Raw genomic sequence first — 22,744 nt, 5'->3', positions numbered from 1 at the left:
CAACCTGAGGGGCCACGATGGAAATTCTGATCTTCGCGCGGTAAGCGCTGGCCCATGCCGCGCGGCAAGACATCTGGGGCAGAGCGCTTGCGGGCGCTGCGGCTCCGGAGCAATCACCCCATGACATCCCGTCACGGTGCCGGCGGCTCGACGGTGAGCGCAAGGTGCAGGAGTCCGGTCCCGCCATCCTCGCCATGGACCGGGACAGAGATCTCGACCGCGGCGGCAGCGCCAAGCGGCGGGTCGGGCGCGAAGCGGATCCTTCGCACATGGCCAAGCGAACCTATGCTGGCCGCCGCCGCATCCGGTGTCGCGACCGTCTCGAACTGCAATGCCGGATCCGCGGCGGTCGAAGCGGCACCATTGATCCTGTAACTGTTCACCTCATCGGCGCTGGTCGGAATCAACAGGAAGGCACTGTCGCCCTGACGCAGGCTGGTCACCGTCGCGGCGGCCGGGTCGGCCGCGGCCAAAGCGGTCAGCTGATCCGTCACCGTGATCGCAAAGCTCCGCACGGGAATGTCCAGATCGCCGCCCAGATGAAGCCCATAGGCCGCAAGCACGGGATCGGAATAGGTGCCGCTCGTCTCGTCGAAATCGTAGAAGCGGCTGATCTCGATGGGTTCCGGCGTCACGCTGTTGACACCTTGGGCGACCAGCCGCAGGGCTGCGGGGGCGCGCAACACGACGCCCGTTCTGGGGCTCGCGATGCTGGCGCGAAAGCGGCGTGCGACGACGGGGACCGGCCCGGTGGTCGCGACGTCGATCAGCACTGTCTGGGTCTGAAGCAGGGTCACGGTATCGCCCTCGGCGACGGGCGCGCCATTCACCTTGACCTCAACGTCGAGGGCTGTCACGTCGAAGAGAAGCGTCTGGCGCTCGTGATCCTGTGCATCCAACGCCTCTGACACGTCATCGCCCGCTTCCAACCCGTCCTCGAGCGTGGCGATCGCGGCATTGTTCGCCAGCGTCACCCTGTGCTGACCTGGCCTGCAAAACGCGACATAGATGCTTGGATTGCGCACCAGCCGGGGCGATAGCGGAACCGCGCCCAGATCCGCCGGCAGCAGCCCGATATCGGCCGGGTCGGTCAGCGCCCCGAGAGTCGCGTCGAAATTCTTGCGAAAGAACAGGTCCGGCAGCGCCGTCGCGGGCGGGTAGGAGCCGGTCTGGTCCGTCGTGATGAAGCGGTTCGGGATGTTCTCGGTCGTCCCGGTGATGCGATTGACGATCACGCGCATCAGGTCGCGATTATCGACATGCAGCCCCGGCGCGCCCAGATCTGAACCCTCTTGGGTCGCGCCGATGGAACTGAGATCGCGCACTCCGGACCATTCCCAATAGCGGTAGCGGGCAATATCCCCGACCGCCATGCCGGTCTCGCCAAAGCGGTCCTCGCTTCGCACCTCGCCCAGCAGCCGCGCCAGCGGCGAATAGAGATCGCCGGATTTTTCCGAAGCCTGCTGCTCGATTTTTGCGCGATGCTCGGGCGGGGTCCAGGGCAGAAAGGTCAGGAGCCGCGCCTGAAACACATAGCCAAGAAAGGGGATCATGGCGGACCAGTTGCGCGACCCCAGCAGCACCCGCATGACGCGCAGCAGGACCACGGCCCAGGTTTCCCGCGCCCCGACGCGGGCCTCGATCTGGCCGTAGGGGTCGAAGAGGATGCGCATCCAGCCCATCCCCATCCAGTTCAGCGCGGCCTCGTCGGCATTGGCCAGGGTCGTGCCCGCCGCAGCCAGCGGCGCGACCCGGATCGAGCGCTCGCTGCCTTGCAGCCGGATGATCTCCTCAAGCTCGATACGGTCGCCATTGACCGCGCTGACATGGCTTCGACCGGAGGTGCCCAGATAGATGTATTCGACCCGGTCGCCCCGGCTGAAACTGCTGCCATGCCCCGGCAGGTCGATGGCGGCGGGATTGTCGGCGGCGATGCTGCCGGGGCGGTATTGCAGCCAGTCGAAAGTCGCCCCCGGATCAAGACTGGCATAGGCCGAGACCTTGACCTCGCCGGTCAGCGCGACCGGCTGGTCGAGGACAAGACGGTCCCCGCTGCGTCTTGCGCTGCGCAGCACCGCGTCATCACCGCTTTTCAGGATGAACTGGCCATCCGCATTCAATTCGCGGCGGCCCGCCTCATCGGTCAATTCGACCTCGCGCCCCTCTGCGGCAATGGTGCCGGGATATTGGTCCCCCGCCCCGCCAATCGCCCGGACCGCGCCATAGATCCCCTTGGCCAGAAGCCATAACAGCCCGCCCCAGGTGAAGCCGACCGCCGTGTTCAAAAGCCCGCCATGCGTGGTGACGCGCCCCATGCTGAGCAGGACCTCGGACCAGATCCCGTCATCATGGACCTTGCGGACCTGCAGGGCCCCGGGCCGCAGCGCCGATGCCCCCTGCATCACCAGCGCCGTGCCTTCGAGCGAGGCCACCTTCATGCGCTCGTGATCGCCGCCCTGCAACAGTTGAACGGAATCGCCCGCGTCGACATCAAGGCTCGTCTGCGGGGTGATCCGCACACGCGCACCGACCCGTTCCAGCACCGCCGGAACCGAGGGTCCGAAGTCCGGTTGGTCCAGATCGGTGGCCAGTTCGACCGGTAGCTCGGTCAGGAAAAGCGGGAAATAGCAAAACCAGATCGGCCCGAACTTGTGATATTGCTCGGTATGGGTCAGCTCGTGATCGACCAGAGCCTGACGGCGGGTATTCTCCACGCCCTCCTCCTCGGGAACGAGCACCGTTCCGGGATGCAGGATGGCTAAGGGCGCGCTCTCGCTCGAGGGGACAAGGGGCTGCATGACCGTTACCGCGAGATCGGTCGTCGAATTCACCAAAAGCAGGGGCTCGGTCAGGGCGGCGGTGACCGGCAGTTCAAAACGCTGCAACTCGCTCAAGAGATGCACATCCGCGTTTCCCGTCAGACCGGGATCGGCCGAGAATGTCAGCGTCAGGGTCATCGTGCCCGGATCAATCACCACGGGCGTGGTAATCCCGCCCGAAACCAGTCCGAAACCCAAAGCTCCGCCCGCGTTTGCGGTGGCGGCAAAGGCATCGGGCGACCAGACATCGGCGCTGGCGCTGCGGGTCGGCGCCGTCGTTGCGGCAGAGAGGCCGATCGCGATGCGCTGATGCCCGGTGCCGGGATCGTCGGCTTCGAGCAATTGCGCGGTCAGCGTGCCTGCATCCGTATTCGCCGGGATCGGCGTCACGCCCTCCAGAGTCAGGGTCAGCCCCTCGACATCGGCCACGCGATAGATCTGCGTATCGGGCGTGCCGCCCACCGCCCAGTCCAGGCAGATCGCGGCCCCGGTCCGGATCCGGGGAAACTGACTGCGTATTCCCGACGCCATCGGGGTCAGGACGAGCGTCAGCAAATTGCGCCGCTCGGCCGTCCAGCGGAAACCGGCGCGACGCAGGCGCACGATGAAATTCTCGGTATCGGGAACGATCGCGACCGGTCGGTCGAAACCGAATTCCACCCGCAGCCCCGAGAGACTGGCCAGACTGTCGGTCGAACCCTGACGCAAGGCAATGACGCTGCCGATGCGCGGCGTGGCGGGCATGCTGGTCAGCGGGGCAGGAAAGGTCGCCTGCGCACCGTTCATCGCGATCCCCGCGATAGCCGCAGTTGCGGCGGGCGTGGGGACATTCCCCGCCCCGGCAAGGCTCAGGACCCTGATCGCGAGCGCGCCGGCAAGCTGGGCGGGATCGCTTGGCGTAATGGCAATGGTTTCGGTCGTGCTGACATTGCCGATCGTCGCCGGCGCAGGTGCCTGACGCCATCGCTGCACCGTCCAGGGTGCTGGGCCAGCGCTCACCGGCACATCCGTCAGGATCGCGTCATGGTTCGGCGCGCCAGTCACGAGACGCGGCGCATCCGGTACCCCTCCTGCGCTCAGCAGCACCACCACTGGACCCGCCGATCCATCCGGAGCGCTTCCCGGCGTCGCCGGGACATAGGTGATCTGGGCCGCCGCCTCGACCGCATCGCTCCGCCGTCCAAGGCTGCCCGAGGCATTCACCAGCTGGAATGTCACCGCCGAGCCCGGCCCGCCAAGCGCGCTCAGATCCGCATCCGTGCGCAGGATCGGCGTGGCCGCGGCATCGGTGATGCGCAAGGGAATATGGATCGCCCCATTGCTGGCCAGCCCGATGCTGCCGGCGGCAGGAGCCGCGCCGGAATTGGCAAAGACGATGCCGTCGCTCCCGTCGATCGTCACGGGCACGGGCGGGGCGAGGGTCGTCTCGATCACGTTGATCGGCGGCACCATGGCGGCAGGCGCGGGGGCGTTCAACGGCAGCCGCGCCTCGGCCCCGGTGGCGAAGCAGATCGCGACATCCGCGCCGCCTGCCGCCGAACGGATCTCGAGCACGTCGGTCGCGCCATAGCGCTGCGTCAGGCCACGCGCCGAGAGGCCCTGAACCCCCGCGCCCGGATCCTGCGCGGTTTCCGACGAGGGCGGGATCAGCAGTCGGGTCACGCTGATCCCGGTCGGCCCGATGGCGTCGGGCACCGGGTCGGTCATCTGCATCGTGACGGTCCCGCCCCCAGTCGTCGTCAACCCGCTGCGCAGGAACGAAAGCAGGGTGCTGCGCAGCCGGTTCGTTCCGTCCTGCACAAGCACCGGCTCGCCATTGCTCATCTGGGGCAGGTTCGCGAGCGGGATCGCGCTTTCATTGGCGGTAAAGACCTGCCGGACCGCAGTTGGGTCCGCGATGCCGGTGGTCAAGCCCGCGCCGGGCACCAGTTCGGTCAGCGGGCAGGCCACCGGGCCGCGCACATCCTCGAGCCCGCTTGAAAGGTGAAAGCCGCCCGAGGGAAAGACCGGCTGCGATCCGCCGGGGAAAGCCGGCTCGGCTTTGCCGCCATTGCGGTTCCAGTTCAGCGACAGACCGTCCGGCGCAGCGCGCAGCAGGACGGGTCGGCGTCCCGTCGGGGCCGCGTGCAGGATGCCCCCCCTCAGCGGCGGATCAAAGCGGCCCATCGGGTCAAAGACCATGCCGGCATTCAGGACGTCAAAGCTTTCCGCCGTGTCCCAGACGATATGCTGGGTCGTAAAGGCCCGGGCATTCGTCAGGACGGGGATGAAACCGTCCCGCCTGACCCCGAAGGCCCCGATATGATCCGAGGCCACCAGCCCCTCGGACGAGAAGAAATTCGACCCCGTGAACATCGACATGAACAGGTTGAACCACCAGTCGATGCCGAAGAAGCTGACCAGATTGTTCTGAAAGGACCAGGTCAGCGACGAGATCAGCAGCCCGACCGATATCCCCCCCGAGGGATCGGCCCGCCCGACGGGATCGTTGCGGCAGATCTCATAGGGGCGCTGGCGGTCAGTCTCGATGGGCAGGTCACCCTCATAGGCGCCGCCAGGCCCGCGTCTGGGGTCGGTTTCAGACCCGTCGAACGGATCGGGCGCGGTGAAGCAGCCGAGCCGTGGATCCAACGCGCGGAACGGCAGGTGATGCAGCCCCCCGGCCTGAAAGGCGCCAAAGAGGCCCGGAACGCCCGGATGGGCGCAAAGCCCTTCGGCATAGGCATCGCGCGGGATGCGGATCATGCCGTCTGGCGTGATCGCCCTGACCGGGGTGGCCGAGGGGTCAAGACAGAAGAAGGCCGCGAGCGGCCCGCCCGGGGCTCCGTCGATCCGGCCGAGGCAGCGCCAGCCATCCCAGAGATAGGTGGCGCGGACCGCGCCCGCCGGATCGGTGACCGTCCAGATCCGGCCCGCCTTGTCCCGATGATGGGTCATGTCCCTCAGGCCGGCAAAGCCGCGCCTTTTGCCCTGGCGGTCATGGTCGAACCGCTCTGCTCGTCCGTCCTCTAGACAGGCCAGAACCCGGCCATCGGACAGGCGCGACAAATGCCGCGTAGCCTGCGGCGTGGTGACCGAGACCAGCCCTTCTGCGCCATAGGCATAGAACCAGCGATGATCGGGCAGGCTCGCATCGCCCAGGCAGGCGGTGATCCGGCCCTGAGCGTCCCGGTGAATGGCAACGCCATCGACCTCGCAGGGCCGACCCTGTTCGTCGAATCCGTAAACCTCCTGCCAGTCTGCATCTGGCGTCCGGACCTCGCGCAAGAGCCCCGTGTCGCGCCAGCGCTCGCGGATCCGGCCCAGACCCTGGTCCAGCCGGACCCAGCCGTCGCATCCGGCTTCCAGATAGACCCGGTCGCCCACCGCCATGCGCAACAGCGCGCCATCCGCAGCACTGCGCGTATATTGCACGAAAGCCTCAGTGCCGGGTATCGCCACGCGGGTCTTTCGGGTCTCGGCGGGCGAAATATTGTCCATCCGGCTCACAGCTCGATCCCCCCTGAAACGCTGACCGAACCGCCTGCCCCGGCATGGCTCTGGGCATATTGAATCGCCCCGAGCAAAGCGAGAATTTCGGCCTTGATGCCCTGCGCGGCCAGATCGACGGCCTCGACGATCTGCGGCGTCAGGCTGTTCACGCTGTCGAGCAGCGCATCCATGTCCAGCCGCGCGAGTTCGGCGCTCAGTGCGTCAAGCTGGCTGCCGACCCCTTGCAGCGCCGCGATGGGCAAGAGGCCGGGCACGCGCGCCACCTGCGCCTCGACCGGTGCGAAATCCGGCGTCAGCGCAGAGGGGTCCAGTCCCCGCAAGGCGGCGGCCGCCTGCTTGATCAACTGATCCAGCTCGCGGGCAAAGGCCTCGGGGGCGTAGGCGGCAAAGATCCTGAGGATCGAGCGGTGGACCTCGTCCAGTTCATTGGCCAGACGGCGCGGGTTGATCAGGTCGAACTGCTCTTTCAGGACATTGAGCGCATGCAGGAATTTCTGGGCCTGCGCGCCGGGGTTGAACCGCGCGATCAGCGCGGTCAGCCGTGCCTCGTAACGCGCCAGATCCGCCTCGACATCGCCTGCGATCTCGGCCATCGCCGCCAGCGTCCGCGCGAGCATCGCGTCCAGGGCGTCGGCGATCGGTTCGGGGTCGATGGCGGCGAGCAGCGCGCCGAGGTCGCCGCCGATCCGCGCCAGCGGCGAGGATTCGAGCAAGGCCGCGACCTGATCGGCCTCTGCCATGACGGGGCCGGCCACGCTGCGCCGCACCCGCTGGGCCTGGCTCTCGAAGAAAGCCAGATCCTGCGCCAATGCATGGCGCAACCGCGCCAGGTCAAACGCCCCCACCACCTCGAGCGACAGCCGGAGATCGCCCGGCTCGCCACGCAGTGCCTCGGAGCCATGCAGGGCGATCCGGGCCTCGGTCGCGGCGATGTTCACGGCGGACAGCATGGCACCGCAGGACAGGTCCAGATGGGCCTCGAGCGCAGCGATCCGGGCTTGAAAGCTGCGGATCTCGGCGGCCAGCCCTCGGCATTTGGCGTCGATCCCGGCCATCACCTGGCCTGCGGGACCGTCCTCCAGATCGGAAATCGCCTCTTTCAACTTGCCCGGAAGATAGCCGACCAGCCGGATGATATCGCCGGGCCGCACCCCGTCGGGCAGCGGGTCGGCCGCGGCAAGAGGCGTGGTCGCGGGGGGCGGAGCCTGGTCCGGCGCACCCGCAAGCGCCCGTGCCGGCGCGGTCGCGGCATTGGCGACAGGCTCGCCAAAGGCCGCCACGGTCTCTCCGGCACGCTCGGCGACGGTCTGGGGATCGGGCAGAGGCACTTGCGCCACCGCAGCATCATAGGCGCGGATCACCGGGGCCAGCAAAAGCCCCGGCTTGAGCCGGTTCAAGAGCGCGACCGCGCCGTCAAATGCCTCTTGCGCCGGGGCCATGGCGGAGATCAGATCGACCGCTTCCAGCAGGTCGGCCAGCCGCCCGATCTCGTCGCCGATCCCGCTCAGAACGCCCGAAAGGTCCAGACCGTCCAGCGCGGCGAAAAGCCCGTCGAGTTCGCCCTGCAATTCGGCCGCGATGTTTTCCGGGATCAGATTGGCGACAATCTCGCCGATCTGGTCCAGCCCGTCCCGGATGGTGTCGCCAATGTCATCGGGAATGCGCAGCTGTTCGATCGCGGCGGCAAGCGGCTGTCGCACCAGCGCCTCGACGTCGATGGCCGCCACTTCGGCGGTGAACTTGCCGACCTCGTCGCGAAGCGCATCGGGCAGCGGCGCGGCGCCCAGCAATTTCTCGGCGGTTTCGCGCAGCTTTGCCAATGTGTCGATCACCGCCTGCGCCGCCGCCGAAATGTCGATCGCGGCGATCAGTTCGGTCACGCTCGCGATGGCGTCGCCAAAGGCCGTCAGCCCAGCCATGGCGCGTTCCAGAACCGATTTCACCTCGTCGGCGACGGCCTCGATCTGGGTGGTGATGGTCGAAAGGGCGGCCTCGACCTGATCGAGCGCTTCGGCCAGCGCATCCGCCAGCGCCTGTGCCGCGCTCTGGACCACGGCCTGCAGATCGAGGCTGCCCAGCAGATCCGAAATCTGCCCGATCCGGTCGCGCATCCCGATCGCGATCGCGTCGATTCCGGCCCCTTCGATCCGGGCCGAGGCCTCGTGCAGGGCAGCGGTGATCTGCCCCCGCAACTCGGCAATGGGCAGATGGGCCAGCAGCATCCGCAGCCAATCCTCGAGCTTCAGAACCTGGGCATCTATCGCCGCCTCGAACCGATCGGCCAGCGCCGTCTCGGCCAGATCGAAAAGCTGATCGACCGCCGCCCGGATGGCATCGAGATCGAAGAGGCCGATCTGCCCGGAGGCGGTTTCGATCCGCGCCCGCCATTCGGCCAATTCGTCAATGACGCTGAGATCGGGCAGTTTCAGATCACCAAGGATGCCGCTGACCGCCGGCAGCCCGCTGCCGATCCCCAGCCCGACAAGCTGTTGCCCGGCCAGCCGGATATCCGCCCCCACCCCGGCGATTGTGCTGGCGCGCAACCCGGACAGTCGGTCAAGCGCCGCGCGCAGCGCCGCAAGGTCTCCCGCCTCGGCCGCGCCCCGGATCTGCCCCAGCGTGGCGATCACGCCGGAAAATCGGCTTTGCGGCAGGTCCAGCCCGGACAGTCCCGCGTTCAGGGACCGGATCTCGGTCAGCGCGCCATCCAGAATCCGGCCGGGAAAGGGCAGAAGGATGTCGAGCGCGACGCCCGCCAGCGCCGCCGGATCGCGCGGCAGGCCATTGTCGGCCAAGTCCAGCAAAGCGCGATGCCGTCCGATCGCCCCGACCGCCTTTTGCGCGAAATCATTGGCCCCGCCGGCGGCCGCGCTGAACCGGTCGGCCAGCGTCTGGACGCCCCCGACCTTCAATTGCGACAGATCCCCGCCCAGCCCGGCAAGCGCCGAACTCAGGATCTGGGCGCCCTCGCCCACGACATCGACTGCCCGGTTGATATCGGCGCTGTCGAAGCGGATGCTGCCCGCAATGCCACCGAGCGCGTCCAGAAGCGGGGCGACGAAGACGCCGGGATCGCCCAGATCGCCCTGGGTCGCCTTGAAGGCCGTGCCGAGATCGCCCAGCACGGCCGTCGCGGGGCCGTCTCTCAGCAAGGCCTGCAAATCCTCGCTTTGCAGCGCAAGACCGACCAGCCCCTTGGCATCGGTCACGGCCGAGAAATCTATGGCATTCAGATCGTCAAGCAGGCTCATGGCGCATATCCCAGCGTGAGGCGGCTCAGGGTGACGGACACGAACTCTTGGCTCTGGAAGCGGGGCGGCGCGGCGAAAGCAGCCGGGCGGAGCACAGCCGAATGGATCGAGGTGCGCGGCCCGGTCAGCGCGACCACATGGCCGCCGATGCTGACGGTCTCGTCGCCGGTGAGTCCATGGGCGACCGCAAGCCGCACCAGCGGCAGACCCGCGCGCGAAATCCACAGGAATCGTCCCGAGACCGCGCTGACCTCAAATCCGATCGCGCGGGTGACCGGCAGGCCCGCGCCCAGGTCGAACCAATGCACGGCAGGTCTCAGCGGCTGTCCAGACGCGACGGGCAGGATCTCGCAACGCGTCGTCGCAAGATCGGGCGGGGCGATGGATCGACCATCCGCTGCCGCGCCCAGGACCCGCAGGGACAGCGTCGCCGGCTCGGGACCGTAGCCGACGACCCCGACCCGGCGCAGCGTGTCGCCGCGCAGCGCGTCAGGGGGCAAGGCACGCCATTGCGTGGAGGTCATGCTGACGACGACGCCCGCTTCGCCCCCGGTCGCGACGGGCAGGTCATCGCTCAACGGATGCAGGCGCAGACCGGCATGATCGATCACCAGATCGGCCCGGGCCGAGGCGGGCACTCGGGCATCCAGAGGCGCACCCGGAAGCGGCGGGGTGATCTCTGCGCCCTCCAATGTGACCGCGATCTTGTCGTCAAAGACCCGCCGCACCTCTCCGACCGCCAGGATGCCATCCGTCCCGAGCTTTCCCGCGATGCGCGCAGAGACCCGAAGGCTGACCGAAGGCGCGGTGGCCTTGGCCAAAGCCGTTTCCAGCGCCCGCCGCACGGCATTTGCGGCATCGATCGTGACGGCTGCTGTGAGAGGACCCGCACCGCTATGGAAGGGCGCGCCCGCGCCATCAAGGATCGAGACATCTACTGCCGAGGGGGCGGCCTGCGCCGAGATATGATCGAGAAGGAATGAAACCGGCGCGAAATCCTGCGGCGCCTCGCCGCTGACGACCTGCAGCCAGAGCGCCTCGGCCATCACATCGGGCAGATTAAGACGGTAGCCGGCAAAAGTTGCCCCTGCCAGCAGCGGGGGCAGCGCATGGGGCGGATCCCGTGGAGAAGCCGCGAGATGCGGCACCGCCAGAGAAACCGGGGCAAGCACCCCCCCGGCCTTGACGGCGACCGCCAGCCGCAGCTTATGCTCAGCAAGAGTGGCCTCATCCGGCAGCGCGGTCTCGGCGTCATCCGCCAGACGCAGTCCCGACAGATAGACCGAGCGCATCGGCCTTGGCCCATGGGGGACCTGAATCGTCGCGACCTTGCCGGAATGTGCCCCCAGAAGATGCCCCAGCGAGAGGCCCGTTTCCGGTCCAAGCGGCGGGTAAAGCGTGATGCTGGCCCGTTCGAGCGCGATGTCGGTTGCGCCCGAGATCTGCGGCCAGTCGAGTTGCAGCGCCGCGCCCTCGGCGGTCACGTCGATCTGCTGGGGAATGGTCCATTGCATCAGGCTCGCGGCTTGTGCTTGCAGGCCCAGCCCGACCGGTTGCAGTTGCGAGATCAGGAAACTCATGCCGGAGCCTCCGTGATCAGCGTCAGTTCCACCAAGACCGGACCCAGCCGCAACTCGGGCGCTTCCTGCACCGGTCGCACGACCAGCCGGTCCCGCGCCGGATTCGCAGGCGGCCGATAGCGGATCTGCGCCGTGGAATCGGCAAGCGGCCGCGAGCGGATGCCCTCGCCCAGATCACGCCCATTGGTCAGGCTGCCCGCGCCGGCCGAGCCATCCGCGGCCAGCAACTGAAAGGCCAGCCGCGTCTCGTCGCGCGTGCCCGGCCCCTCTGCCCTGAGCGAGAGGGCCTGGACATCGGTCAGACGCAGGGTGATATCGGCCTCGGCTGCGCCCGCCAGAAACCGGGCGGGATCGGGATCGGACAGGACCGGATAGACAAGCTGCGTGATGCGCGCCTCGGCGATGGCGGGGCCGTCCTGCCCGGCCTGCCCCACCGGCCAGAACCAGCCCGTCGCGGTCAGCGTCAGATCGGCGGGCACGGGATCGCTCAGCGCGGGCTCCGCATCGGCCCCCGCAAGGATCAGGCTGTCGAGCAGAAAGCCCGGATCGCCGGCATCACGCAGCGCCCGCCCGCTGCGCAGGGCCGGTGCATCGAGGAAATAGATCAGCGCGTCCAGCGCCTGGATCCGCGCCACACGCGAATTCGCCCCGCCAGCCGTCACGCGGATGTCGATCTGCGCCTCGAGCCTCACGATCCGCCGGGCGGCGGGATCTCCCGGCGCGACCTCGTGCCGGACCGCTCCGAAATCGGGCGTGACCGGGCGCACCGCGCGCACCGCGATCTGGGCCGCGGGCTGATTGCCAGCCGCACTGTCCGGCCGCACCGTTACCCGGCCCGCCAAGGGCGGCGGCAGATCGGCCCCGAGCACGGTGGCCAGCCGCATTTCCAGTTCACGCAGCATCGCGTGCCCCCTGTTATGACCCTGCCCGACCCGGCATCATCGCGTGCCGCCTCGGCTGGGAAGGATCGGCGTGACATCGCGGGTCACCAGACCGGACCGGCTGTCGATCCCCGAGGCGATCCGCGCGTCAAGATCGGCGGTGGCCCGCCGCACCTCGGCAGACACGAGCCCGGCCAGGCGCGCGTCGCTGACCGCGCTCGTCTCAAGAACCTGCGCCCGGATCGCGGCCATGCCCGAGGCGATCCGGGCATCGGCGATCTCGGTCATCTCGCCGCGCAACTGGGTGGTCGAGATGGCCACCTCGGTCCGGGCCACCTCGCGCAGACTGCGCGTCAGATCCGTGGTCAACTGGTCGCGCATCAACGCCAGTTCGGCCGCCCGTTCTTCGCGCATCGCCACGCGGCTCGCATCCGCGGCGTTGCGGATCTTTTCATCAAGCGAGACCTCGATCCTGCCGATCCGGTCGCTCAATTGCGCCGCGATGCGGCTGTCGGCCGCCAGCAGATCGCGATTGACCGCCTCGATCCGGGCGGCCGCGCCGCTCAGCGCCTGACTCACCTCGGAAAGCTTCGCCTCCAACCCGGTCGTGCTGGTCTCGATGCCCCCGATCCGTCCGGAAAAATCGTCGAGCGCTGTCCCCAGATCGGCCCGGACCAGCGCCGTCACATCCTCTTGCAGCCGCTGGGCCTGCCCGGCAAATCGGCCATCCAGTTCCTGCGCAAAGGACCCGAAGCGGCGGTCCATCTCGCGGTCGCGGTCGGCGGAGAAGTTTTCCAGCCGGCGATCAAGCAAGCCCGTCTGTTCACCGCGCGCATCGGCGAGAATGCTCTCGCGCAGATCGCCGGTCGCGGCCCCGATCCGCGTGTCGAGCGTCTCTTCGAGGCTGCGGATGCGGGCCTGCTGCTCGGCGCGCAGATCCCGACCCAATCCCTCGATCGCGCCTGCATTGGCCTCGAGCGCGGCGGCGCGGGCCGCCTCCAGAACATCGCTGCGCAGATCGGCGGAAAAATTGTTCCGGATGCCCTCCAACGCTTCGCGTAATTCTGCCTCGGTGACTAGCTCGGCCCGCAACTGACCCAGATCACGGGCATAGGCGTCACCGCCGAAATCATTGCCATCGGGCAGCTTCAGGCGCTCGCCGAGGGCTTCGAGCGTCGTGATCCGGCGGGCGAGCGCATTGAAGTCGAGATCGTTCCCCGTATCGTCGCGCAGCCTTTCGGAGAGCTCCGCCGCCGTTCGCACCTGACCTTCGAGCAGGCGCAGCGATCCTCGCAACCCGGCCACATCCTCGCGCGCGTCAAAGACCCCATCCAGTTTGCGAAGCGCCGTCCCGACCGAGGCCTCGCGCTCGACATCCCGCGTCGCGACGCTCGACAGATCCGCCTGAAGACGACCCAGCCGGTCCTCGAGATCCTGCAGGCTGCGACCGAGCTTCTCGAATTGCCGATCCAGCCTGTCGAACTGCGCGGCGCTGGCCGGGTTGCCCAGGCCCCCCTCCAGCACCAAAGCCTTGAGCTTGGGGTCGAGCCAGTCCAGCGCGACCTGATCGCTATGGCTGTGGCGGGGCACTTCGTCCGAGCGGTCCTCGATGGTGGCCCGGCCGATATCGATCACCGCCGAAACCAGCCGGTTCCATGTCTCGGCCTCGATCAATTCGCCGCGCTGCTTGCCTGCCAAACCCTTGAGATTGGCGACCAGCGCCTCGAGGCGCTCCAGTTCGGCAATCGTCGCCATGATCCTTCTCCTTTCTAGGACCGGGCGAACCCGAATTTCGTGGGACCGCCCACCGCCGTCGTGCGCTGATAGGTGTTCAACTCTTCCTCGGCGGTGATCTGGGGTCCGGCATTGGAATATTGCGTGGCGATCCCCAGCAGCTGGCTCACCTGCGGCGTGGCGAGGAACGTGTCCGGGTCGTCGCGCTCAAGCGCGATCTCGTTGACGCGTTTCAGGATCAGCGATCCTGTTGCCGCAAGCTTGCTGGTAAAGTTCGGCGTGGGCTGCACCACGGCCTCTTCGAGTTCGCGGATCCGGATGTTGAGCGGGTTGGTCAGATCGTCGGGATCCTGCCCGGCCACGGTCAGCACGTCGCGGATGTTCTGGCGCAGATTCTGGTTTTCGAGGTCGCGGCGCAGCGCCACCAGCGAGCGGCCGAAACTGTCGGCAAAGCGGCGGATATTGCCTTGCACCTCGCCGATCTTGGTCTCGATCTCGGGGTGGTTATGCCCGATCGGCGCAACCAGTCGCGTCAGTTCACCCACCGCCCGCGCCAGATCCGAGACCGCCGAGACCAGCGTATTCCAGTCATCTGCCCGGATCACCTCGCCCGCGGCCTTGCCGCTGATCGGCCCCATCGCCGCGGCCACGGTGGCCGCGGTCTGCTGCACCGGGGCCAGATCGGCATCGGGAATATCCTGAATCGGCGTGTCGCGGAACAGATCGGGCGGCACCGGAACCGGCACCCGCGTCGGAAACGGCTGCGGGATGAGCCGGATGATGCGCTGTTCGATCGGCGAAATGAGATTGGGATGGGTCACGCTGAGCTGATAGGGGCCGGGGTCGAGGTCGCGCAGCAGCAGCTGGCCATCGAGAAACGGCTTGCGCTCGATGACGGCGCCGGTGACCTGATTGGTCAGCTTGATCGTGGCGTCCCGGTTCGCGGCCGGAAACCCCTGCAATCGGATGTCAAAGGCCGCTTTCTGGATCGCCATGGCGGTTTCCTTTCCTAAAAGCTGAACGAGAGATCGCCGAAGGGAAAGGCGACTTCCCAGAACAGCGACAATTCATGGTCGTCCCCCTTGTCGATCGGGGCAAAGGTGACGCGGTTATAGAGCCGGGCGGTCACGCCATCCGGGGCAAGGCTGATCAGCCCGGCCTCGCGGATGCGACCCACGGCGGCCTCGGCGGGAAGGGTCGCGCGCAGACGCACGCGGATATGGCGCTTGACGCTGTCGGTCTCGAAGGTGACCGAGGCGGGGACGATCGGCGTCAGTGTCTCGCCCACAAGGGCGGGGCTTTCGCCGACCGGCTCATTGGCAAGGGTGGTGACGGCGGTATCGTCGGGGGCAAGATCCGAGGTGCCGACGCCCATATGGCTGATCGGCGCGCCCTGCCCGGCGAAAAGCTCGGCCACGATCGAGGCGCCCGATTGCATCACCGTGTTCCAGACAGCGCGTCGGGCGATCACGCCGCCGCTCTCGTCGCGCAGTTCAAGCTGCAGATGGCCCCGCATGGTTCGACCCTCTAGCCCAAGGTTGCATCATCCAGTTTCGTCACGCCGAAACGCGCATCGGCATCCGGCATCCGGTCGGCCCCGGTGCTGCCGCCCTCGCGGAACGAGATCGGCAGCACCAGCGCCAGATTGTCCTGCATCGGCTGGTATTCGCGGCGCGGCGCAAGATTGGCTTTAGCGCTGACCCCCGCCGCCGACAGCCGCCGCAGCGCAATCCCCAGCGCCGTGGCCAGATTGTCGAGCGCCAGCAATGCCGCGTCGATCCGGCCCGCCTCGCTGCGCATCATGCCCGTGGGGATGCGCAGTTCCATCGCCGCAGGGGCGCTTTCGGCCCAGGCGACCTGCAAAGAGGCCCAAGCCTCTTGCGCAAAGACAGCGTGGTCGAAACGCGTTCGGTCCCAGCGTCCCTGTCCCAGGTTCTCGTCCGCAAGCGCCAATAGCGCGCGGTCAAGCCCCGGCACGTCGAAATGCGCGAGCGGCAGGAACCACATGAGATTCGCTCCGCGGTTCAGCGTCAGCGGCCGCAGCGGACCGGGTGCAGCGACGGCGCTCGACGCATCGCCGGGGCGGATCGGATGGATATAGCGTATTCTGGCGCTGACATCCTCGGCCTCGCGCAGGGCCCGCAGCCCGATCCCCTCGGCGGTCCGGACCGGCAACAGGAAAAGCCGCTGGCCGGCGGGCAGGCGGTCGAGATAGACCAGCGCCTCGCCGGTGGTCAGATTGGCGATCATGGGCGCGAACTCGCCGCCCTGGTCGCCCCGGGCGGTGATCACCATCCCGGCCGGCACCGCATCGAGCCCGCCATTTTCAAGCGTGAACTGGTCAAGCGGCGTGATCCCATCCAGTCCGGGCCCGCGGATATGACGTGCGACAGGCGGGTTCTCGATCAGTGCGGGCGCGGCATCGCTGGCCGCATCGCCCAATTGCCCGGTCACGGGCGTCACCTGCAGCCGGTTCCCCGCCTCGAAACCATCAAGGTATAGCTGCGTGAAAAGCCGGATCCCCTCGCGCGTCACCGAGCCCGCCTGCAACCGCGCCGCCCGCAGCCCCGCCACCCAGGCGCGATATTCCGTCAGCCCCTGGAATGGCTCTGGCGCGATATCGAGAAGCGCGCCCAGCTTCGCCGCATCCTCGAGATCCAGACATTGCGCAAAGAAATGTGATCGGCGCACGTCCCGGGCGGTCTCGTCCAGCATCTCGAACTGGTTTCCGAATACCGCGCCAATCCGGCCCAGCGTCTCGCCCTCGCGGTAGAGATCGGGCAGGCGGGACAGAAGATCCGCGGCGCGTCCCATCAGCCGCCCCCGCCATTGGTGATCGGCATCGAGAGGCTGCGGATGCGCGCCGCCTTGCCCAAGGTCTCGCCATATTGTCCCAGACCGTCGGCCAGCTGGGTGAAGCGGTCGAGCGACTCGAGTGTCATCGAGCCCGCGGCGCGGTCGAGCACATAGCGGCTGTCATCGCGGATCGCCGCAGCCAGACCGTCGAAGCTGATTGGCGTGCCGTCGCGCGTGGCGCGCGACAGATAGGTCTCGGCCGCGAGACGGATCGCCGCCTCGGCGCTTGCGACGGTTTCGCCGGCCTGCAATTCGACTGGCAGATAGAGGTCCACTTCCAGCGCCGCACCTGCTCCCGCAGGGACACCGCCCAGGATCACCGGCGGAGCAAAGCCGAATGGCCGGATCAGATCGAGCGCCTTGCCGTCGGGCAGTTGGTAGCTTTCCGCGGCGGTGCCGCCCTCGGGCGTCAGCATCACCTCGGCCTCGACCAGCCTAGGGTCCTGAAGCACTGCGGCGATCAGAGGCCCGCGCCGGATCGTGCCACCCGGCGGCACCGCGTCGATCAGCGCGGCAAGGCGATCCTCGACGGCCTTCTTCATCGCCTCGAAATCGCTTTCCGGCAGGATCGCCTGCTCGAGCGTCAAGGTGACGTTCACGCTGAGCCGGACAGCCTCGGCCGCGCCGAAATCGACGCGAATTCCCGCCGGGCGCAAGGCGCGGATGCGACTTGCCACCAGCGCCTCGATCGCGGCATCGCCGGGATTGGCATAGACCACATCGACCCGCACCTCGCCCGCGACGCCATTGGGGAATTCCGTCACGGTGACGTCCTTGACCCCCTCGATGCTGCGCAGGCCGTATTCCAGCGCCGCAAGCGTCCCCGTCGCCGCGACCAGCAGGGCCTTGCGCGCCCGCCTGCGCAGCGCCTCGTCGGTCTCGGGGGCGGCGGCGGGGCTCGCGGCAGTGGGGTTCGTCACCGCGCCGATCCCCGCGATCAGCACCTCGGGTCGGGTCAACGACGTCGCGGGCGCAGGGGGCTCGCCATTGGTGCTGGCGGCCAGCACACGCCGTTCGGCCTCGCCGGGTTCCAGCGTCAGGGGCGCGAGCGTCGCATAGCGCAGCGCCAGCGACTCGTCGGTCACGACGGTCCCGACCGGGATGGTGATCTGCCCGGTTGCGCCGGCTGCCCGGGTGAATCGCAGGCTGACCGTAGGCACACCGCCCGGCAGGCGGGTGACGCCGACCAGGGCCACGACCTTGTCGAGTGATCCGCCCTCGGCCGTGTCGAGAAAGGCCGACCGATAGACCTGATCGAGCAATTGCTCTTGCAGCGCCAGTTCGACGCCCACCGATTCCATCAGCGTGCGCACGACCGAGCCAATGTTCAGATCCGTCAGCGGAGGCGCGGGAATGTCGATCGGGTAATAGCTGACCGTCAGGACCGTGCCGGGTGCGGGTTGCCGCCCCTCGGGCCGGAAACGCACGGCGTCAAAGATGGTGCCGCCATCGCTCGCGATCAGTTCGAAATCGGCGCTGGTGAAGCGGAACGGCGCCAGGCCGCCCTCGGGGCCGCCGCGTGCCACCTGACCCTCGATGCTGCTGATCCGCCGCAAGGGGCGGTCGGCCAGCCGGTCCAGAACGATCGCGCCCGCGACCGGGACCGGCACCGCGACCTGTTCGCGCACCGTGCCTCCGGTCAGCGTGACCAGAAGGTCGCGGACGATATCGGCATAGGGGCGCGGCTCGAAATTCATAGCGTCACCGCCAGATCAAGGGTCACGTCCGGCGCGCCGGTCCGAGGTCTGACCGTCAGCGTAAAGCGGAACTCCGAGGGCCCTTCCGAGGCCGGATCAAAGGCGAACTCGACGGCCTTGTCCTCGACTCGTGGCTCCTGGGCGACGGCGGCCAGGACATGGGCCTTGCAGAGCGCCCGGCTGCCAGCGGTCTTTGCCCCGCCGATCAACTCGGTCAGGCGGCAGCCATAGGCGGCATGGCCCAAGGGGCCAAGCGCGCCTACCGGGGTCAGCAGCCGCAGGATCAGGGCTTGGGCCAGGTTCTCGCGGCCATCGATCCGCGCCAGATCGAAGGCATGGCGCGCGCCAAGCGGCAGCCCATTGATGCTGAGAAGATCAAGCCCGGAGCCGTCCCGCGCGGCAAGACCGGGGGGCCCGACGATCACCTTGAGGTCGGTCCCCAGATCCGCCATCATCCGATCCCCACGCCGGGCACGCCCGAGACGATGCTGCCCATGGGGCTGTCGGCCGGATCGTTGCAGGTCTTGACCGCATCGCCGAGGCGCGCGATCCCGCGGCCCCCCGCCTTGACCGTCATGCTGGCCACGAGGACCGTGCCCTGATTGGCGGGAGGTTTCTGGAATGCCGTGCCGGGAGGGGTCGGGATATGCGGCGGCTGGTTCACGGCGACGCTGTCCTTTGTGGCCGCCGGATTGCCGCCGATCCTGACCGTCGGGCAGGTGGCCGACTGGATCTGCCCCGCGAATGGATGTGGCAGCGGGGTCGGGACCGGGCCGCCCGCAGTCGGGACCATGACGATATGGATATCGGTCCCGACCACCTGGCTTGTCTGGGTTGCTGCTGGCGCGCCCATCAGTTCATCTCCACCGTGGCGCCGCTGATCTTGACCGTGGCATCGGCCTTGATCTCGATCTGGCTGGCCTTCAGGGTCAGTTTCTGGCTGGCCTCGACGGTCAGTTCGCCTCCGGCCGTCATCAGGAACGAGGCCCCTCCGGTATCGATCTTGATCTCTTCCGAACCGCCAGCGTCGATGGCGATGCTGGCCCCACCCGAGACGATCCGCACCGCGCCATCCTCGATCGTGACCTCGGTCTTGTCGCCGATCTTCAGTGTCAGCGCGGGGGCAGCATAGTCGAGCAGCGCCGAGACCGTCGGCGCTAGCGATCCCGGCGGCAGGCTGATCGCGATCTGCTCGTCGGAAAGCTGGGGCGCAGGCAGGCCCGGATGGTGCAGGAAACCGACGACGACGCCTGCATGGACATCGCCCTCGGCGAACAGGACCAGCGCGAGATCTCCGACCGTCGGCGTCGCGGCGACGCCCAGAGCGCCCACCGCGACCGGCACGCGGGGCAGGACGATGCCGCGATCGCGCAGCCGCAGATCAACCGCAAGATCGCTGGCCCCCATCAGGCTGCGATGGACCTCCTGCACAATGCCAAAGGCCGCGATGTCGCGGGCCTCGGCCTCGTGCCGGGCGATCCGGGCCACCGCGTCGAAAAGCTGGTCATTCATGGCAACGCCCCCGCCAATCCGGAAAGCGCGTCGAGCAGCCCCGTTCCCCGGGCCGAGACCGCTGCGATGCGGGTGGTCCCGCCCTGGTCCCGGCGCAAGGAATGCTGCACCCGCACCAGCATCCAAGGCCCGCCCGATATGCCCTCGGCCAGACCCTGGACCTCGATCACATCGCCGGGGCGCAGGCCGGGCAAAAGCCAGCAGGTCGCGCGCATCCGGGACCGGCGCGAGGCGCGCGCAGCCCGCGCGCCTTCGGCAGCCCCACTCACCCCCAGACCCGAGCGCAGCATCGGACGCTGCAGCCAATGCAGATCCGGGGCCGGATCCCCTGCCCCGCCGGCCACCGGCTCGGTCGCCTGCGCCAGCGCGCGCAGATCGGCTCCGGCCGAAGCGGGGCTTGCGCCGACAAAGGCCAGATCCGCCTCGGCGCCGTAATCCCAGGCCGCGTAATCGATCACTTCGCGCCCCTGCAAGAGCGCCTTTGTCGGCGGCAGAAAGGGCCAGGGCTGGGCCGAGATCCGTCCGCCCGCCTCCACCGCAGCATAGCCCCCGCCCAGTTCCGCAAGCCGCGCGACATGTTCGCCCGCCGTCCGCCGCTGATCGGCCACATAGACCGGCATCGGGTCGAGCGCCGTCAGCATGCTCAGCGCCGTCAACCCCAGATCGCCCGCGATCTTGCGTAGTACCTCGCCGGGCGGGAGGTTCTGAAAACTCTGGGCCATGCGCGCGGCCGCAAGCACCGCGCCCGCATCGGCCGCCACCAGTTCGGTGCGGCGCGGCCCTCTTGCCACCCGCCGCACTGTCCCGGTCAGGACCAGTTCCGCGCCCTCGCCATTGTTCAGCTTCAGCACCGCCTCATCGCCCGGGCGTGCCGAAACCTCGACCTGCGGCGGCAGGCTCATCCTTAGCGTGCCGATCCCCGGCAACAGGGTCAGTTCAATCTCCAGCGATGTCGCGTGGCAGTCATAGCGCAGCGCGCCCAGTTGCACAGATGCCGTATTGACCAGCACGTTCATCCCAGAACATCCCCCAATGCGCGGCTGGCCTCGGTAAAGCGGCGGCCCGCCTCGCCCAGACCCTCGATCACCCCGTTCAACGGGGCGAGAGGACCGTCCAGGTTCAGATCGCCCAGCCCGGCCAGGGCATCGAGCGCGGCGATCGCGTCCATTGCGCCATCCACCGCCCCGGCGATATCCCCGGCCAGATCCGCGAGATCGCCCATGATGTCGGTGTCGAAACCAAGGTCGCCAAAACCGAAATCATCCAGCCCGCCAAAGCCCGAGACCTGCGCAGGCGGGGGCAGAGGCGGCGCTTCGATCAACTCCATCTGATAGCTGATCTGGCCCGGTGCGCCCGCCACTTCACTGACCGCGAGACGCGACAGGACCACGGCCTGAAGATCGAGCGCGGTCACGATATCTGCGGTGAACTGCGTCTGTTCGGGCGTCGCGGCAAGCGTCTGCAAGGCCTCGAGATCGTCCCGCGCGCTTGCCCCCGCCAGCCGCCCCGCAATGCGGATCACATGGCTCGCCCGGCCGACATGCTGCTGCGCCGAGCCCTCGAGCCCGATCACCTCATGGCCCCGAAAGCCGCTTTCCGCGAAATGCTCGATCCGCTCGACGATCCCAAGCGCGATGTCTCCGATCATCGGCAGGCTGCGCTCGGTCATGGCGCGATCCCCCGCAGATCGGCCGCCAGATGCAGCGCCTCGGCCAGTGCGTCCAGGGGATCGGACGCAGGCGGCAACGCGAGCGTCGGGGCCGGCATTGGCGCCAGATGGGCCGGGGGCGGTTCGGGGTTGTTCCAGACCCAGGGCGAGGGCCGCGCGACTTCCGCAGCAGCCGGCACCTCAGGCCGCGGCGGGGCAGAGAACCAATTGGCGAAAGCGGGTGGCATTGGCATCGCCGCCGAGCTTTCCGCAAAACCACGCCCCCCCGCGGCCTTGCCCGGCAGCCTGTCGGTCATGTCGAAAAAGGCGGCGCGCGCCATCTGCGGCAACGCGTCCCTGCCGCGCCGGGCGGTTGCGGCAGCGGGGTCTTCACTTCCCACCGGGCTTTGGGCTTGGGCGGATGGCAAGCGGGCATCTGCGGAACCCTGCGCAGGTGGCAGATCAGGCGATCCTGCGCCACGACCTTGCGGCGCGGCGCACAGCGAATGGCGGGACGCCGCGCGATGCGCCGCTGCGGGAGTCGCATCGGTGCGCGGATCGGAGAGAGGTTGGGGGGGCGCATCGGAGGGCGCATCGGCGCGCGCGCGATCGGGAAGGGTCAAGCCCGCCCTGCGCCGCGGACCGCTTGGTACCCCGCGCGCATTGGCGGCAGGGTGCGGATCTTCGGGGTTGCGCCGAGCTGCGGCGACCGAGATGGCAGACAGCGCCTCGGTCTCGGTCCCCATCATCGCTCGGGTCAGAAGATCGCGGGCCAAACTCTCCGCCAGGCTGTCGAGACTTTCCTCGCCACCGGCCGGGGCAGCCTCGAATACCACCCGTGTCCATCCTCCGGGCGCGCTTTGTGTGCTGCGATGCCACTCGCCCGCCAGCAGGTCGATTTCTGCCGCCACGGCCTCGGAGATGGCGGCGGGCGACCAGCCCAGATGGCGCGCGACAAGGCTTTGCGCCAGAACAAAGCCGATCCTTTCTGCCCCGGCCCCGGCCAGATGCAGCGCGAGCGCCGCGGCTGCCGGATGGCGGCCCGGTGCGACCGTGGCAAGCCGCAGCGCCGCTTGGGCCAGTTCGGCTTCGGGGGCGGCGGCGCGCAGGGCATCGCGGGCAAGGCGGCCCCGTTCGCCAAAGCGAAGCATCCGCAATTCGGGCCCGTCCGGCAGCAAGCGCAGCGCCCCGTCCCCGGCACCGGGCGCGATCGCAAAGGACCGGTCCGCCAACCGGGCCTCGCCAAGACCCAGAAGGATGGCGATCCCCGTCAT

The 22,744-nt window shown here is 68.3% G+C and carries 15 protein-coding genes; all 15 read right to left on the bottom strand.

Annotated features, from left to right (window positions below):
- Positions 1-131 precede the first annotated feature (131 nt).
- Genes ESZ60_RS12745 through ESZ60_RS12675 form a run of 15 tightly spaced genes read right to left on the bottom strand, consistent with a single transcriptional unit; the run spans position 132 to position 22,744 of the window.
- Positions 132-6,308 (bottom strand): RHS repeat-associated core domain-containing protein, encoded by a 6,177-nt coding sequence (locus ESZ60_RS12745; RefSeq protein WP_167620140.1) that lies wholly within the window; start codon positions 6,306-6,308, stop codon positions 132-134.
- Entirely contained in the window at positions 6,305-9,562 is a 3,258-nt protein-coding gene (locus ESZ60_RS12740) for a hypothetical protein (protein ID WP_134681117.1), read from the bottom strand. Before ESZ60_RS12740 ends, ESZ60_RS12745 begins: the two co-directional genes overlap by 4 nt.
- Entirely contained in the window at positions 9,559-11,142 is a 1,584-nt protein-coding gene (locus ESZ60_RS12735; protein ID WP_134681116.1) for a hypothetical protein, read from the bottom strand. Before ESZ60_RS12735 ends, ESZ60_RS12740 begins: the two co-directional genes overlap by 4 nt.
- Positions 11,139-12,044: a hypothetical protein gene (locus ESZ60_RS12730; RefSeq protein ID WP_134681115.1), complete on the bottom strand. Its 906-nt coding sequence runs from the start codon at positions 12,042-12,044 to the stop codon at positions 11,139-11,141. The genes ESZ60_RS12735 and ESZ60_RS12730 overlap by 4 nt, the downstream gene beginning before the upstream one ends.
- A gap of 36 nt (positions 12,045-12,080) precedes the next feature.
- Positions 12,081-13,778, bottom strand: coding sequence for a coiled-coil domain-containing protein (locus ESZ60_RS12725; RefSeq protein ID WP_134681114.1), 1,698 nt, complete (start codon positions 13,776-13,778; stop codon positions 12,081-12,083).
- A 14-nt stretch (positions 13,779-13,792) separates the two neighbouring features.
- A complete protein-coding gene (locus tag ESZ60_RS12720) occupies positions 13,793-14,752 on the bottom strand; it encodes a hypothetical protein (protein ID WP_134681113.1) in 960 nt (319 codons plus the stop codon).
- 14 nt (positions 14,753-14,766) lie between these two features.
- Positions 14,767-15,273, bottom strand: a complete 507-nt coding sequence (locus ESZ60_RS12715) for a hypothetical protein (RefSeq protein ID WP_134681112.1) — start codon at positions 15,271-15,273, stop codon at positions 14,767-14,769.
- 11 nt (positions 15,274-15,284) lie between these two features.
- Positions 15,285-16,571 (bottom strand): hypothetical protein, encoded by a 1,287-nt coding sequence (locus ESZ60_RS12710; protein WP_134681111.1) that lies wholly within the window; start codon positions 16,569-16,571, stop codon positions 15,285-15,287.
- Entirely contained in the window at positions 16,571-18,310 is a 1,740-nt protein-coding gene (locus ESZ60_RS12705) for a baseplate J/gp47 family protein (protein WP_134681110.1), read from the bottom strand. The genes ESZ60_RS12710 and ESZ60_RS12705 overlap by 1 nt, the downstream gene beginning before the upstream one ends.
- Positions 18,307-18,765 (bottom strand): GPW/gp25 family protein, encoded by a 459-nt coding sequence (locus tag ESZ60_RS12700; RefSeq protein ID WP_134681109.1) that lies wholly within the window; start codon positions 18,763-18,765, stop codon positions 18,307-18,309. The genes ESZ60_RS12705 and ESZ60_RS12700 overlap by 4 nt, the downstream gene beginning before the upstream one ends.
- Positions 18,762-19,163 carry a PAAR domain-containing protein gene (locus ESZ60_RS12695; protein ID WP_134681108.1) on the bottom strand — a complete coding sequence of 134 codons (402 nt, stop codon included), beginning with the start codon at positions 19,161-19,163 and terminating at the stop codon, positions 18,762-18,764. Before ESZ60_RS12695 ends, ESZ60_RS12700 begins: the two co-directional genes overlap by 4 nt.
- On the bottom strand, positions 19,163-19,822 hold the full coding sequence (locus ESZ60_RS12690; protein WP_134681107.1) for a hypothetical protein: 660 nt from the start codon (positions 19,820-19,822) through the stop codon (positions 19,163-19,165). Before ESZ60_RS12690 ends, ESZ60_RS12695 begins: the two co-directional genes overlap by 1 nt.
- Entirely contained in the window at positions 19,819-20,838 is a 1,020-nt protein-coding gene (locus ESZ60_RS12685; RefSeq protein WP_134681106.1) for a hypothetical protein, read from the bottom strand. Before ESZ60_RS12685 ends, ESZ60_RS12690 begins: the two co-directional genes overlap by 4 nt.
- Positions 20,835-21,491 (bottom strand): hypothetical protein, encoded by a 657-nt coding sequence (locus ESZ60_RS12680; protein ID WP_134681105.1) that lies wholly within the window; start codon positions 21,489-21,491, stop codon positions 20,835-20,837. Before ESZ60_RS12680 ends, ESZ60_RS12685 begins: the two co-directional genes overlap by 4 nt.
- Positions 21,488-22,744 (bottom strand): hypothetical protein, encoded by a 1,257-nt coding sequence (locus ESZ60_RS12675; protein ID WP_134681104.1) that lies wholly within the window; start codon positions 22,742-22,744, stop codon positions 21,488-21,490. Before ESZ60_RS12675 ends, ESZ60_RS12680 begins: the two co-directional genes overlap by 4 nt.

Origin of the sequence: Paracoccus ravus, from assembly GCF_004522175.1 — a bacterium.
In the GTDB taxonomy this organism is placed as follows: Bacteria; Pseudomonadota; Alphaproteobacteria; order Rhodobacterales; family Rhodobacteraceae; genus Paracoccus; species Paracoccus ravus.
Note: the sequence above shows the minus strand (reverse complement) of the source record. Positions and strands in the feature narration are given on the sequence as shown.

Coding starts and splice junctions, on each gene's coding strand:
- ESZ60_RS12740 (WP_134681117.1), bottom strand. CDS start 9,562: ATGAGCCTGCTTGACGATCTGAATGCCATAGATTTCTCGGCCGTGACC.
- ESZ60_RS12735 (WP_134681116.1), bottom strand. CDS start 11,142: ATGAGTTTCCTGATCTCGCAACTGCAACCGGTCGGGCTGGGCCTGCAA.
- ESZ60_RS12730 (WP_134681115.1), bottom strand. CDS start 12,044: ATGCTGCGTGAACTGGAAATGCGGCTGGCCACCGTGCTCGGGGCCGAT.
- ESZ60_RS12725 (WP_134681114.1), bottom strand. CDS start 13,778: ATGGCGACGATTGCCGAACTGGAGCGCCTCGAGGCGCTGGTCGCCAAT.
- ESZ60_RS12720 (WP_134681113.1), bottom strand. CDS start 14,752: ATGGCGATCCAGAAAGCGGCCTTTGACATCCGATTGCAGGGGTTTCCG.
- ESZ60_RS12715 (WP_134681112.1), bottom strand. CDS start 15,273: ATGCGGGGCCATCTGCAGCTTGAACTGCGCGACGAGAGCGGCGGCGTG.
- ESZ60_RS12710 (WP_134681111.1), bottom strand. CDS start 16,571: ATGGGACGCGCCGCGGATCTTCTGTCCCGCCTGCCCGATCTCTACCGC.
- ESZ60_RS12705 (WP_134681110.1), bottom strand. CDS start 18,310: ATGAATTTCGAGCCGCGCCCCTATGCCGATATCGTCCGCGACCTTCTG.
- ESZ60_RS12700 (WP_134681109.1), bottom strand. CDS start 18,765: ATGATGGCGGATCTGGGGACCGACCTCAAGGTGATCGTCGGGCCCCCC.
- ESZ60_RS12695 (WP_134681108.1), bottom strand. CDS start 19,163: ATGGGCGCGCCAGCAGCAACCCAGACAAGCCAGGTGGTCGGGACCGAT.
- ESZ60_RS12690 (WP_134681107.1), bottom strand. CDS start 19,822: ATGAATGACCAGCTTTTCGACGCGGTGGCCCGGATCGCCCGGCACGAG.
- ESZ60_RS12685 (WP_134681106.1), bottom strand. CDS start 20,838: ATGAACGTGCTGGTCAATACGGCATCTGTGCAACTGGGCGCGCTGCGC.
- ESZ60_RS12680 (WP_134681105.1), bottom strand. CDS start 21,491: ATGACCGAGCGCAGCCTGCCGATGATCGGAGACATCGCGCTTGGGATC.
- ESZ60_RS12675 (WP_134681104.1), bottom strand. CDS start 22,744: ATGACGGGGATCGCCATCCTTCTGGGTCTTGGCGAGGCCCGGTTGGCG.